General features: G+C 34.2%; 15 protein-coding genes and 1 pseudogene. 2 read left to right on the top strand and 14 right to left on the bottom strand.

All coding sequences use genetic code 11. From position 1 onward, the window contains the following. Positions 1 to 389: 389 nt before the first annotated feature. The 6 genes from MT489_RS10135 to MT489_RS10110 form a co-directional block, all read right to left on the bottom strand. Positions 390 to 815 carry a VOC family protein gene (locus MT489_RS10135; protein WP_244681431.1) on the bottom strand — a complete coding sequence of 142 codons (426 nt, stop codon included), beginning with the start codon at positions 813 to 815 and terminating at the stop codon, positions 390 to 392. A gap of 172 nt (positions 816 to 987) precedes the next feature. Beyond that, positions 988 to 1,884, bottom strand: a complete 897-nt coding sequence (locus MT489_RS10130) for an alpha/beta fold hydrolase (protein WP_244681430.1) — start codon at positions 1,882 to 1,884, stop codon at positions 988 to 990. Between the two features lie 170 nt (positions 1,885 to 2,054). After that, the gene (locus MT489_RS10125; RefSeq protein ID WP_244681429.1) at positions 2,055 to 2,606 is read right to left on the bottom strand and encodes an ATP-binding protein; all 552 of its coding nucleotides are present in this window, start codon (positions 2,604 to 2,606) and stop codon (positions 2,055 to 2,057) included. Between the two features lie 147 nt (positions 2,607 to 2,753). Continuing rightward, positions 2,754 to 3,239, bottom strand: a complete 486-nt coding sequence (locus tag MT489_RS10120) for a GNAT family N-acetyltransferase (protein ID WP_244681428.1) — start codon at positions 3,237 to 3,239, stop codon at positions 2,754 to 2,756. A 21-nt stretch (positions 3,240 to 3,260) separates the two neighbouring features. After that, the gene (locus MT489_RS10115) at positions 3,261 to 3,725 is read right to left on the bottom strand and encodes an NUDIX domain-containing protein (protein WP_244681427.1); all 465 of its coding nucleotides are present in this window, start codon (positions 3,723 to 3,725) and stop codon (positions 3,261 to 3,263) included. Positions 3,726 to 3,748: 23 nt separating this feature from the next. Next, entirely contained in the window at positions 3,749 to 4,627 is an 879-nt protein-coding gene (locus MT489_RS10110; RefSeq protein ID WP_244681426.1) for a LysR family transcriptional regulator, read from the bottom strand. A gap of 121 nt (positions 4,628 to 4,748) precedes the next feature. On the opposite strand from MT489_RS10110, the gene MT489_RS10105 reads away from it, so the two are divergent. Beyond that, positions 4,749 to 5,525, top strand: a complete 777-nt coding sequence (locus tag MT489_RS10105) for a class I SAM-dependent methyltransferase (protein WP_244681425.1) — start codon at positions 4,749 to 4,751, stop codon at positions 5,523 to 5,525. Positions 5,526 to 5,948: 423 nt separating this feature from the next. Here MT489_RS10105 and MT489_RS10100 read toward each other — a convergent pair whose 3' ends face one another. The 5 genes and pseudogenes from MT489_RS10100 to MT489_RS10080 form a co-directional block, all read right to left on the bottom strand. Next, positions 5,949 to 6,431 (bottom strand): NUDIX hydrolase, encoded by a 483-nt coding sequence (locus tag MT489_RS10100; RefSeq protein WP_244681424.1) that lies wholly within the window; start codon positions 6,429 to 6,431, stop codon positions 5,949 to 5,951. 88 nt (positions 6,432 to 6,519) lie between these two features. Further along, the gene (locus MT489_RS10095) at positions 6,520 to 7,224 is read right to left on the bottom strand and encodes a class I SAM-dependent methyltransferase (RefSeq protein WP_244681423.1); all 705 of its coding nucleotides are present in this window, start codon (positions 7,222 to 7,224) and stop codon (positions 6,520 to 6,522) included. 384 nt (positions 7,225 to 7,608) lie between these two features. After that, positions 7,609 to 8,541, bottom strand: coding sequence for a phospho-N-acetylmuramoyl-pentapeptide-transferase (gene mraY, locus MT489_RS10090; RefSeq protein ID WP_244681466.1), 933 nt, complete (start codon positions 8,539 to 8,541; stop codon positions 7,609 to 7,611). A 417-nt stretch (positions 8,542 to 8,958) separates the two neighbouring features. After that, positions 8,959 to 9,504: a ribonuclease FAU-1 family protein gene (locus MT489_RS10085; protein ID WP_244681422.1), complete on the bottom strand. Its 546-nt coding sequence runs from the start codon at positions 9,502 to 9,504 to the stop codon at positions 8,959 to 8,961. A 24-nt stretch (positions 9,505 to 9,528) separates the two neighbouring features. Next, positions 9,529 to 10,236 (bottom strand): annotated as a pseudogene (locus tag MT489_RS10080) (class I SAM-dependent methyltransferase). Between the two features lie 80 nt (positions 10,237 to 10,316). On the opposite strand from MT489_RS10080, the gene MT489_RS10075 reads away from it, so the two are divergent. Next, positions 10,317 to 11,273, top strand: a complete 957-nt coding sequence (locus MT489_RS10075; protein WP_244681421.1) for an HD domain-containing protein — start codon at positions 10,317 to 10,319, stop codon at positions 11,271 to 11,273. A gap of 16 nt (positions 11,274 to 11,289) precedes the next feature. Here the strand turns inward: MT489_RS10075 and MT489_RS10070 are convergent, their stop codons facing one another. The 3 genes from MT489_RS10070 to MT489_RS10060 form a co-directional block, all read right to left on the bottom strand. Further along, complete coding sequence (locus tag MT489_RS10070; RefSeq protein ID WP_244681420.1) at positions 11,290 to 11,739, bottom strand: HIT family protein; 450 nt, start codon at positions 11,737 to 11,739, stop codon at positions 11,290 to 11,292. Positions 11,740 to 12,445: 706 nt separating this feature from the next. After that, positions 12,446 to 13,135, bottom strand: a complete 690-nt coding sequence (locus MT489_RS10065) for a hypothetical protein (protein ID WP_244681419.1) — start codon at positions 13,133 to 13,135, stop codon at positions 12,446 to 12,448. A 25-nt stretch (positions 13,136 to 13,160) separates the two neighbouring features. Next, positions 13,161 to 14,264 (bottom strand): ABC transporter ATP-binding protein, encoded by a 1,104-nt coding sequence (locus MT489_RS10060; protein ID WP_244681418.1) that lies wholly within the window; start codon positions 14,262 to 14,264, stop codon positions 13,161 to 13,163. Positions 14,265 to 14,267: the final 3 nt, after the last annotated feature.

Here is a 14,267-nt window from a genome sequence, read left to right as displayed (position 1 = left end):
TTTTAACGAAATATTTTAAGTTTTTAAAATACTCTACATACACTTGTAAGAGCAAGAGAATTAACAATTCTAAAAGAAATACCATTAGATGTTCTGTAAGTTTCTCATCATGAAGTCCCACCATTATTCGGTGTAATAGGAAATTTTGACTAGCCTTAATAAAAAAAAGGCTCAGAAGAAATTTTTTATTTTCAATCATAGCCTCTTCTTATAAAGTATTAAAATGATTGTAATTTTTTACATTATCATATGAAAATTAGCTTATATTTCTTTATTACCTCAATCAATAAAGTAGTTTGAATGAGAAAATTATCCGGACCATTCACAAACTTTCAGCAATCTTTACAATCCACTGAAAGCAATTGTTATTCTTAGATTTAACATCCGATTCATTCGCCAAAATTCAAAGTATAGGAGTTTTGCAATACAATCCTCCATCCATCAGGATCCTCTATCGTCACTCCTGAATTATTCCAATATGGATTTTCTGGACTCACTGCCCCGTAACCCATTTCTTTCAATCTATTAACGATTCCATTTCTTGCGTCAAGGTCAGGGATATAAAATACCAATAAATTATCTGCCGTTGGTGGCGGGCATGGACTGCCATGTTCATGTTGGGTAAATTCTAGATGATAACTTGTATCAGGCAAGCCGAGCATCACCCCGTCATACCCGTCATGGCCCTCAAAGGATCCTACTACCTCCAGACCAACTCCGTCACGGTAAAATTCAATTACTTTCTGTAATTGATTAGTGGGCCTTGCAATCCTGAATTGAGCGACAGGTAATTTCTGTGACCATGTTTTTTTCATATGTACCTCTCCTTATCTTGATTTTCATATATAGCCTCAAGAAAAGTTTAGAAAATCCATATTGTATTTAGGCTAACATTTCCCTAGAGACCTTTATGTAAATATGCAAGGTTGTTATTTATCATTTTCTATTAGTCTCAGTGATTGGCACTCCAATTTAATTGATTCATTATCATAAAAACTCTATTGTTTCTTTTGAATTTAAAAACTTAATTATATGATCATTTACCACGTTGGCTTGCTCAATTGATAGGGCGTGCCCCGCGTTTTGAATAACTTTATTTTTAATATGAGGGATCAGCTGCTGTGCCTTTTTTAACATTTTCTCATAATTATAAATGACTTCCTTATCACCAACCATAACCAATGTCGGCATATTTACTTTCTTAAAGTCCTCATGGCTAAAAACGGAAGGAACGATCGTTTTAGTAAATTTATAGTGTTTTAGCCCTAAGTAAAACTGCTCGAACAAATTTGATTCCACCTTATTCCCTTTGGCAACAAACCAGCTGCAGAATGAATTTATAACAAATGAACGTTTAGGAATTAACATAATACTGAAAAGCCTTACAAAGAATTGCTTATAAAATGGAATAAATGAAGCAGCTGGAGCTAAAAGAACAAGCTTATTAACTTTTTCAGGATATAGAATTGAAAAATTAATAGCCTGCCATCCTCCTGCTGAATGACCGCATACTGCTGCTTGTTCAATTCCTAATGCATGGAAAACATCCGATAGCCATTCAGCGCAGTCCTTTTTTTCCTTATAAGGTTTTGTTACTACGCTTAAGTTAAAATCAGCCAATATGTCAATCGCATATACTCGGTAGTATTGACTAAGTTCATGGATATTGGCATACCACATGGTCGCTCCAAATCCAAAACCGTGCAATAAAATTAATGGAGAAGCATCCTTAGGTCCGGTTGCAAGAATATGTGTTTCACCGAAACGTGTTGTAACGTAAAAACTTTCGTAATCCACTTTCCATAACGAAAGATTGGCATCATACATCTGTTTAAATTTTTCCGAACCCTCAATAGTTCTAAATGCCATAGTATAATTGGTCAAGCTAACATTCCTCCTATTAATTTTAATACTAAGAATTCTCTCTACAATATTTTAATCAATCATTCTGTGAAAGAATAACTTCTACAGGGTGCGGTTTTTTGATTTAATTTCAATTAACTTTTTAATATTTTTTCTAATCCTTGCCCTTCAATCAAAGAGACTGAAAATAACTAATCCAAACTATTAGCAATATCCGTAATCCTACTAGTGACTAATTGAATCTCCTCCGTATCTTTGATTACAAATAAATAATCAGCTTCTTCTTCTATTGGATCCGAATGAGACTCAGCCTGTTGCCTGTTAAGCACTTCTTCAAAAGTAGAAGCAGTTCTAAATATGGCTGTACTGCGATGACTGCTAGAGACTCGCTCTTGAAGAATGTGATCTGGAATATCTAAATGAACGAGGATGGTTATAAATCCCTTATTCTTAAAATTTTTTAGCAGATTCAAGCGAGCCCTCTCAGAACGATTCGAGTTGCAAAGAATAAGATGAAAATCAGTCTGATTTACAGCATAATCCACAATTGTCTGAGTGACAGCGTACTTTATAGTATTAGGTCCTTTTTGTGGTAACAGTGATCTGTAATAAGTATTGATGAATTCAGCATGGTTATCTTGATCAATAACAATTGAGTTATATAACTGTTGTTCTAATCCTCTAGCAAATGTCGTTTTCCCACTATGCGTTTTACCAACTGTTATGATTACTAATCTTTTCATAAGAACACTCCATTCTCAATAATTGCTGAACAATTGTCTTTTACCATTATTCGGAAGATTATTTATGTAGTGATTGAGAATATTTTTTGCCTTTCGTTAAATCCCACACAGTCAAAAAATGACCCTATTTTTTCCCTAATCGTACCTCTATACTTTTAGAACCATCCTAATCGTTCTTAGTGTGTGCCCATCCAATTCATCGTCATATTCCGAGACCTTTTCGAAACCTTTGGAAATGTAAAAGGTTTTTCCAATATTATTATTCTTTTCTACATTTATATAAATCTCTTTGACATTTTCAAGGGATTTAATTCCTTCTATTAGTAAGGAAGTTCCTATTCCCTTTCCTTGGTACTCTGGATATAGGTAGATAGCATAAAGTTCTACTTTTCCGCCCTCTTGAACAGGAGAATAATTTGCAAAGCCCACAATATTCCCATTAACTAAGGCAACATTCATATAAGAATGTTCTAGTCGACTCTGCATCATTTCATCACTATATGCGGATCTTAGAAAGCTTTCTTGAACTTCCATAGGGATAATATTTTCATAGGTATGATTCCAACTAGTTTTTGCTACTTGTTGGACTTGTTGGATATCTTCTTTTTTCATTTTGCGAATAATATGTTCCATTTTTCTGATCCTTTCTCTATATTAGTTAACATCACCCAAATAGATCGGAGTTTTTTCTCCATTTAATTGTTTTATAATATATTTTCTTAATTGTTTTGGATACAGCCGATAATGCAGTAAATCATTAATTGGCACCCACTCGATTCCTATTTGATTTTGATCGGGATTAGAAGGGTTAAAGCTCATTTCTTCGGCTTCATCAAGCTGACATGAAAAATAATATTCAACTTGATGCACGTTAAAATCGAGAGCCGAATGTTCATGATTTCTACCTATATATTCACGTATAAACAATAGTTCTGCTATGCTAACCTCTCGCCCAATCTCTTCTATGCATTCCCGTACTAATGTTTTATGAAATGTTTCGCTATGTTCCTGTCCGCCACCAGGACAAAGATAGAAATCCCCTTCATGGTCCCTATTTTTTGTTAATAAAATATTTTCCCCATTAATGATGATTGCTTTTATTGAGTTTCTAATATTCATCAAGATTCCTCCTACTTATATAATTAATATCTTAAAATCGACTCTTTTAAGAACTCAATGAATTCCTTTGATTCGTTTGTTACTACTTTTGTTAAAACATATGTTGAGGAGGTAGGAGATACTATTTTATCTGGCTTTATTTCTAATAGCTTTTTCATTTTTACTTCGTTCTTTACCATCGTAGCCGGTAAATATGATATTCCTAGTCCTTGCTCGATAAATTGTTTTGTAATTTCTATTTGATTCACTTTCATTGTTCGAACAATTGGATAATATCTCTTAATATTGTTTAATAAATCATCCCAATAATCGGGATGATTATGGGTGATTAACCTGTATTTTCGAAAAGCTGCAATCTCACCATATTCGCTATCTTCGGAAATTAATGGACCGACGAGTAGAACTGGCTCCTCATGAATGATCTGACAATCTATATTCGTTTGAATAGGCTTTACTCGTGTTAATCCTAAGTCAGCTCTTCCCCCACTGACTTCATCCCCGATTTCATATGATGTAAGGACGTTGATCAATACTTCAATATCAGGATTTTCCTCAGTAAAGCTTCTCAATAAGGAAGGCAAGATAGAAGAAGCAATTTGCGGAGCTGCTGCAATGGTTAATTTACGTTTATATCCTTGTTTCCAAGATTCAAAGTCTTCCAACCCTTTTTCAAATGTAGCAATAATTTCCCTTGCATAAGGAAGAAAACGATGACCAGCAGCTGTTAGTGTAATATGTTTTCCGCTTCTTTCAAATAACAGGCAGTTTAGATTTTCTTCAAGTCTTTTTATATGCTTTGTAACTGCGGGCTGAGTTAAAAATAGTTCTTCCGAGGTTTTGCGAAAATTTTCATACTTTGCAGCAATAATAAATGTCTTTAGCCATTTGATATCCACATACATTCTCTCCAATTGATAACGGTTAGTTATTAAAACTTTTAATTTTTGTTAATATTCGCAATCCTTTTGATTAAGTATAATGGAATTAACATAAAAATACAGCTTATTTGGAGGAGCGTTATGGATGGAGAATGTTAAAAATACGAAAGACTTTTGGAATGCGAAATTGTACGATAACAAACATTCATTTGTTTCAACGTTTGGTAATGACCTTGTTGAATGGTTGGCCCCAGAAAAAGAAGAAAAAATTCTTGATCTCGGTTGTGGAACAGGGGATTTGGCAAAGAAATTATTAGACTATGGAGTAGATGTGATAGGTGTTGATAAGTCTGATAATATGGTTAGGCAAGCAAGAATTAAGTATCCAAATATTCATTTTATTGTTTGTGATGCAACAGACTTAAAATACAGAAACGAATTTGACGCGGTATTCTCAAATGCCACACTTCACTGGGTAAAACCGCCTCAGCAGGCACTTCATTGTATTTATCAGAGCTTAAAACAGGGCGGAAGATTTGTCGCTGAGTTTGGCGGGAAAGGAAACGTTCAAATTATTACGGATGAAATTAAAAACCAATTGAAACTATTTAGTTTCGAAAATAATATCAGGAAATTCCCTTGGTACTTTCCTAGTATTGGGGAGTATTCATCTTTAATGGAGGAAACGGGATTTAGAGTCACCCTTGCCCAACACTTTGACAGACCAACAGAACTGGAAGGAGAAAATGGATTACAAAATTGGATAGAGATGTTCGGAAATGCTCTGTTGGAGGGAATTCCGGATGATAAAAAAGACCAGATCATCAAAAATGTTGAGAATAATTTAAGAGAAATTCTATATCATGGCCGGAATTGGACAGCAGATTATAAAAGGATTCGTGTTATTGGAATAAAAGAGTAATAGAAGGAGCAGTGTTCTTCAACTGTTCCTCCTGGCAATTAATATATTAAATGTTCATGAGGCTAGTACATAACTAAAACAATCAAAACTAAAGACGAACAATGATCTAACTTAGCGGAGGAAATATACGAAGACTCCTTTGGGAGGAAGGCTTAGGTGAGTCCCCCGCGCAGCTCGGAACGAGCGAGGAGGCTAACCAGCCGCCCACGGAAAGCGAAGTATATTTCCAGAGCGCGTATATACACTAATCAACCTATTGTTCGGCTTTATCTTTGTCGAAGTTATGTCCCAGCCTATTTTCGTTGCTCTTCTTTCATTCCGCAGTTACTTTAAGGATTGTCTTTTTAACACTTAAACGCCGACTCACTTGCCGGTATTATTGGTTCTATCCTGCATGCTATATCATCTGGACCAAATTATCTTTTACAAAGTTCTTTTCACCTTAAGTTCAAACTTAGGTTTTGTCACATATTCTGTATAATTGATCGTTCCATCAAATTCCAAATAGGCTTGATAACGCATACGGATTGCTGGCGCAGTAATCAAATCCAGCACTTTATCCTTTGCAACCCAGCGGCTATCTGTTGTTTCTTCCGAAATACTTAATTCGCCGCCTACTGGCTTGCACACATAATCGAACATTACTTTAGTCGGAACATCAGTTACACCATCATACCATTTATGTATTCTTGTATTGGAATGGACTCCAATCAAATAAGAAACAACTGTATCTATTCCACTTTCTTCTTTAATTTCTCGACTTAATGCATCGAGTAGGTTTTCTCCTACTTCAACCTGTCCCCCTGGATATACCCATCCCCCATCACGTGTCTTAACTAAAAGTATATTTCCTTCTTGATTTTCTACAATTCCACCTACTGCCACAATATGCGTCGGCATTAACATCCTAATAACCCCCGAAATTATATTTACTCAGATCCAGCTCTGACAAAAAGACATATTTATTAATGTAAGTCTTCGCCACTAATTTTAATTATCCTTTTACTATTTTCAACATCGAATTAGCATTCGCTTGAAACTCATATGGTACTTTAATCTCTTCCACTAAACATCCATTATCAATGAGATGTCCTATTATTCTATCTAAATGTTCATATCGTTTTCCTTCCAAGTCCACTAAAGGAAAGATACGGATTTCTTCCTTTGTAACTCTCAACATCTCTTCAATGGTCGCTATATGAAATTCAATATCTAATCGATCGGCATACATGAACAAAAAATGCGCAGAAAGAAGGATATCAAACTCGTCATCTTCAAACGGCATTAAAGGCAAGGTAACGGGCACATATTGTTCACTCGATTCTGCCATATCGTTAGTACAATCATATAATGCACTCAAGCGATGATTTCTAAGACCTTCAATGTCATTAAAATAGTCCCAAATATAATTTTTTTTAGCTTTTTGCATTTGCTTCATCGCATGTTCAATGTCCTGAAGACCTTTGTTTTTCAAATCCTCACCAGAATAGTAATAAGCAATATCACACGCTGTAATATCCAGTCCTAATTTATTGCCAACAGCTGTAAAAGAACAAGCACCTGCTGGACAATCTAGTATTCTTTTTCCTCTGAGAGATTCTTCTAAAAGAGAAAACATATTCAAATATTCATCAAATGTCCTTCTGATAAAAACAATTCTCTCTAAATCCAGCTTCGTATGTTGTTCTGCTTTACTCAAATTGATCACTCCCTGATCTTTAATTTTCTAATTGGAGTGGATTAAAGAACAGTTTTTCCAAACAATTTTATACATCTCCAAGTATTAGATAGTTATTCTATAAGAAGTTACCAATCCCTTCATTTCAACTTAATATTATGTTGAAGAAGCATAAACATCATCATTCGTAACCGAATTGATAAAGAGCCCAATCAAAATACAACTCCTTTTTTATAATATTAAAAAGGAGTTGATGAGAAATGATCTTCGCTCTTTATTTAATAATCGGAATATTGATAAGTACTTCAATTTATGTGGTTGCTGATTTCAAGCCCGTGTTTCTTTTTCTCATTTTATTCGTTGCTTGGTTGCCGCTAATATGCGTTGGGATGACGATTGTACCTTTCATAGATGTAGAAGAAATCTCCAATAGGCTAAACACATAAAAGTTCCAATCCAAGATACAAATCCAAAAACGGCTACAATCGTTGTTTCTGACCAGCCATATTTTAAAGAAAAATGATAATGGATTGGTGTCATTCTGAAAATTCGTTTGCGGGTCAGTTTGAACGATGAAACTTGCAATATAACTGACAATTGCTCTGCAAAATAAATGAAAAATAAGATTGGAATTAAGATTTCTACTTTCTCAAGGACAGCAAGAAACGACAATGATCCACCTATAGCCAACGAACCTGTATCACCCATAAAAGCTTTGGCAGGGTAAATATTATAAATAAGAAAACCAAGCAAACACCCAACCATAATTAAACTAAAAAGTTGTACTTCTGTACTTTCTGAAATGATAAAAAAGAAAAAGTAAGTAGGAATTGCAACGACACCTAAAAGGCCATCCAATCCGTCGGTAAAATTAATAGCATTTGCAGAACCTACAACAAATAAAGTAATCACAATAACATAAAACATGATTGGGAGATCAAAGGAAACATTTTTATAAATTTGAATATTTGTATCTATACCTAGTTTATTAACGACGTAAAATAATAAAATACCCGTAAAAGAAAACTGAAAAATGAGTTTCGTCTTACCCGATACTCCTCCTGGGTCTTGCCGGGAAGCTTTCCAAAAATCATCTAAGAACCCAACAGAACTGAACAAGATATATGTAATGGCTAAGAAAAACATTAATGGAGTTGGGGAATAAAGAGTGGCTACGATTACACCGACAAAAAGAATCATTCCAAACATTAGCGGAGTCCCTTTTTTTAACTGATGGTCAGAAGGAAGCTCCTTTCTTATAGGTTGAATAAGTCCTAATTTCTTTAACACAGCAATTAAAAGCGGAGATAATGCCGCGACAACTATAAAAGAAATCATCGCTGGTATTATTGGAACAGTCACAATTCAGTTACATCCTTTCTAGTAATCTTCATTTATTTTGTTTGGGTTATTTTCTCTTTTAAGCAAAACACAGTACAAAGAACGTTGGTATGCCTCAAATAAATTGGGACAAATAGTTATTCGTAGTGATCTCTAACAACCTTGAGTGAATAATTTCTTGAATGCTTTGTATAACTAAAAAAGAGTACAGTCTTATGTATATTCAGGATTTTTAAGAATAGTTACAGATTTACCGAACGAGAAAGCCTATTATGGTCATACTGCACCCTCCTTGGGGATGGAAAACAGTATGTTAAATTGGGGCTGCCTTACTCGTCTAATTGCAATATCTAATAAATAAGCTTCTTAATAAGGCTGTGATTTTTCATAATAAATTGAAGAATCTTGAATAACTTATTTGTTCAGTTTTTTAAGTAACATCTCTTTATGAGCTCTGGATAACTTCATCAAATCAAAGCCATCATTAGCAATCAACTTACATAATTTATTTGCTTCTTTCCAAGCAATTTTGTATTGTTTTTCATCAATACTTCCCCTCGATAATGCTTCATCCAGTTCATCTTCATCTTTTATAAAGATTTCCCCAGTTGGTAATATTACAATGTCTAAAAACAGATCATCCACCCAAGGCACATTATTATCAATCCCACATTGTAAACAAATATCAACATACCATTGAACGATATTCCCTTGAGCATCAAACATTGTAGTTAAAGAATGGTGTCCCTCCGTAGGAAAGTGCTGAAGCCAAATGTACCCATCATCCACTATACATACACTATTTGCACCATACTTAACAAATAATGGCTCTCTGACATTATGAATATTTAATAAGGTAACATACCCTTTAAACTCTTCTGTATCGAAAAATGATTGGATATATTCCCTTTTAAGCACTCGCTTCCATTCTGAACGGTCACCATATTTCCGCTCTAACAATCTTGTCCCCCCTAAAATCAGTGTTCATTTAACTTTCTTCACTACGTATGTAATAGCATTTGTTCTTAGTAAGATAGGACGTTGCTTGCGCTTTATTGTATATTCCAATGGTTTCACTAGCACCTTCAATACTTCCCACCTTTTATAGGCATCGTTCAATTTATTTATCATCTCTTCAGTTGATATGTTTATTTCCATTAGCGGTGTTAAATAATCATTCGTTTCTAAATCTATTTCTTCCACCTCTGAGTTTACAATAATACAGTTTATTCCTTGGTCCTTTGTTCCTTCTGCCATTTGATAGATTACTTGGCCAAAAACAGCTTCGGATTCAACATGTTCTAGACTAGAAACGGCAACGATATAATCATAGGTATTTGGAGTTATTGAAAAGTTTCCTATATCTGTCTGTACACTTCGAATAATTTCCTGAACACCATGTTCTTCACTATATTGTTTTAGTTTTTGTAAAGCGGACTCAAGTAAATCAACACAGACTACTGTGCAATCTCGGTCTTTTAGTAACTAGGCCATAGGGATACTATTTCTTCCAACTCCCGATCCTAAATCGAGGATGTTTATATTGCCTTTTCCTTTCAAAAGAGGAATAACCTCCATTACAGTCTCCACTGGTTTATGCAACCAAGATCCTTCCACAAACAACTTATAATTATGATAACAATAGTCGTGATATTCTTTTTCTTCTTGTCTTATGTATTCAATTCTGTTCATGACTACCTCCTTATTAACCTTTTGCAATCAATATCGATATCTATGTTAAGATTACTTAATAGAATATGGAGTTGAGCATAATGAGATGTTTCTATTTAAATGAACCTTTATATCCTCAAATGCAAATGACTGAAATTGAATATGAATTATTCCAAACAAGTTATGTGCGCAGACTAAAATTTCTAGCTCATTTCGGAGCTGGTTCTCTCGTAACTCCTGTTGTACATTCAAGACTTGAGCATACATTAGGAGTATGGAAGTTAGCCTGCTATTTTTTCCCTGAAAATAACAAACTAAGAATTTCTGCAATATTACATGATATCGGGCATCTACCTTTTTCGCATGCAGTAGAAGAAAATCTTGGATTTAACCATCACCATTTTACTGAAAAGTATATTAGCAGTTTTGAAATCAAAGATATCTTATCTAAATACGGATATAATCCGGAAGAGATTATTGCCTATTTGAACGACTCCTCACCTTTAACTGGATATGATAATGTACTTGGGCTTGATCATTTAGATAGTTTCTTTCGAGACACGTATATGGCAGGTCTTGCAAGCCTCAAGCCTCGTGATATATTAAAAAAGTTATCGTGCTCTGAAAAAGGGATTGTAACTGATGAAGAAACGGCTATGTATCTTCTAGAATTAATAGCAACCGATCATGAACTGTTCCTATCTCCACATTTATTGGCAGTAGATAAGATACTTTCAGAAGCAATCCGCCTTCATTCAAGAGAAGCTGAAACACGACTTTCTGATTTTGTTTTATTGACTGACCATGAGGTAATAACTATGCTACTTAAATCATCATCAAAAAGAGTAAAAAGATTAATTGAGCTTCTTTTATTTAAACCTCACAACATAACTATTGAAGAAACTTTCTCTAACAATGCTGCCTTAAAACTAAAGGTTCGAAAATTGTATAAAAAAAGTCCATTAGTTAATGGTAAACCTTTCCTTGAATCATCAAAAAGTATTGCTATTAGGAAGCGTTTACAGATGTTAAAAAAAGAATACTATCTTAATATATAGCTAACTACTAACAGGATTAAATAATTTTCTCCAATTCAACTAATAACTTCTTTTTTAATTCTTCCAGTTCGTTGATGCTCGGTCTGGAATTTTCGGAATACATAGTTTCCCTAGAAGTCCACCAAACAGGATATGTAGGATTCGGTTCGTTTAATCTTCTAGGGAAAATGTGCCAATGCATATGGGAATCACCGTTACCAAGAAGTTCGTAATTTAATTTATCTGGTTTAAAAGCCCTAAACACTGCTTCTGATACTGTGCTCATTTCAATAAGAAATTTCTGCTTATAATCACTATTTAATTCATGTAATTCGTGTTTATGTTCCTTACATAGAAACAACGTGTATCCTTCAAAGTATTGGTGATCGCCAATCACTACATAACCTGTTTCAAGTTCTGCAACAAAGTATTTATTTGTCCCTTCTTTAATCATATTTATTCGATTACAAATCAAGCAATCTTCCATTCTGGATACCTCCATAAGATCATTGAAATATCATTTAAAATTGCTTCTGTAAAAACTCAAAGATAAAATCTAATCGTAAATTATTCACTTACATAATCAAATATGTGGACATCAACCGCATCAATAGAACCTATATATTCCTTTTGATCCCATAGCTTTATAGCGGTTGTTTCCTCATTTTATTCTAAACGGTTGAAGTTTATCTATTTTAGCGAAGTAGACAGGGTTATATTTTATATGACCATATTTATATTTAGAACTTTCATTAAGCCCCCAAACTCCATATCACTAACTAGTTGTACTGTTTCTTCATATAATTCTCTTATTGCACATTCTTTGGAGACTCATTCGCCTCTCTTTTTCCAGCAGGTAATTCCCATTGTTTTCGCCAAGTGTTATAACAAAGAAGATATTTCCCATCACATTTAATAACGGCAAAAGAACCAGCAACTGGCTGGTAATTATATATATCATCTTCATCTATATGTAAAAATTCTAGAAACCGAAAACCATTATTATTAAGGCAAATTCACCTCACAATACATATTTAGTTATTAACTACAATTCTGCTAGCCATCGAAGAATACCTCCTTTGTTCATATGATTTCATTAAAAAGAAAAACCTATATAAATGAATTATTTCTATTCATTCATACAGGTTTTCTAATAATGACCCTTTAGTTATCATCAGTAAACTCATAATCTACTATCCTCTTACAAGTTCATTATTATTACTTTCCACTATTTCGTTGTTAGGCTTTTCCAACAGTAAATTGTTTGTAGCATTAATAACAAATATAGCCACCATGCCAATATATAGAAGGAAAAATCCTATGACTGTCAAACTAAGCAATGCTGTGACGGAAATAATTTGAATAAACAAACCAACCGTATATCCCTTATTCTTCATAAAATGTCGGATGGATTTATTCATTGCCTTAAATAGCGGCAAATCTTCAATAACCATGAAAGGTATCGCATAAACTTGCGTCGTTAAAAAGGTGAAAATCAAATACGTTTGGAATGTGGCAAATAAAAAGATTAAATAGCTATTATTAATATTAATGTAATACCACCATTCCGATATCGCTATTAGAATTGCGAGATTGAATAGTATTCCCAACAAAAAGGATCTCTTAAAATAGTAGAAGAATGATCGGATGAACAAGGCGATGGATGCCTTGTTTTTTATTAATAAATGATTCATAACGGCGTAGACAGATACTGTCACCGGAATAAATGTAACCGCGAAAAAGACGAGTGCTACATGAAGGGGCAGAATAAAAATTACTGGAACAAGGAACAGTGACCAACCTACACTAACTCCCAAAACCGTTAATATATTTGTAAAAATTTGATGTCCTGTTTTCTTTATAAGCTGGCTGATTGGAAGCATTTGAATCACCGTTCCTTTTTAATTTCTAATAAATTCTTTCTTGTGTCTTAGGATCAAATAGCTGCATTTTATTTAAATTAAAGTAAAGCTCAGTTGGTTCAAGTTGTTTTAGCTTGGCATCCGCATTTACCCTACCTGTTAATTGATCATCACCGATATCGAAGTAGATTAATAATTCAGCTCCTAAATGCTCGACGACTTTTAGATTTACTTGGTAGACATTTTTATCTGGAACGGAAGGCATAAGCTTAGTGGAAAGAATGTCTTCTGGACGAATTCCAAAGATTACTTCCTGTCCATCATACTTTTTGTACATTTTAACCTTATCATCTGGAAGCGTAAATGTATAACTTGCTGTATGCAGTTGGTTTCCCTCTAATCTTGCTTTTACAAAGTTCATCGGAGGAGATCCAATAAACCCAGCAACAAACAAATTATTTGGTTTTTCGTATAATTCTTCAGGAGTTGCAATTTGTTGAATCTCGCCAGCATTCATAACTACAATCCTCTGTCCTAAAGTCATTGCTTCAACCTGATCATGAGTAACATATATAATAGTTGCTTCGAGTCGTTTATGTAGTTCTGATAACTCAACACGCATTTGGACACGTAACTTGGCATCTAGGTTACTAAGAGGTTCATCAAATAGAAACACAGATGGATTACGAACAATTGCTCTTCCTACAGCTATACGTTGTCTTTGACCCCCACTTAACTCACGAGGTTTACGATCCAATAGGTTTTCTATACTTAATATCGAAGCTGCTTCCTTAATTTTTGCTTCTATCTCTGCTTTAGGAGTTTTAAGGTTTTTTAATCCAAATCCTAAGTTTTCCCGGATCGTCATGTGAGGGTAAAGGGCATAATCCTGAAACACCATGGCAATATCCCGATCTTTCGGATGAACCTTATTAACTAAGCGGTCTCCAATATAAATATCCCCACTTGTTTGTCTCTCCAGACCGGCTACCATTCTTAGTGAAGTTGTTTTGCCGCAACCAGACGGACCAACGAATACTAAAAACTCTTTATCCTTTACAGTAAAGCTTGCATCTTTAACGGCAAAAACTTTACCCTTATTTTCATCTTCAAATTGTTTTACAATATTTAAAAACTTAACTTCGGCCATGAA

The organism is Lederbergia wuyishanensis (assembly GCF_022900255.1).
Taxonomy (GTDB): Bacteria; Bacillota; Bacilli; order Bacillales; family Bacillaceae_C; genus Lederbergia; species Lederbergia wuyishanensis.
The sequence above is the reverse complement of the archived record's forward strand: the minus strand, read 5'-3'. Positions and strand labels throughout refer to the sequence as shown.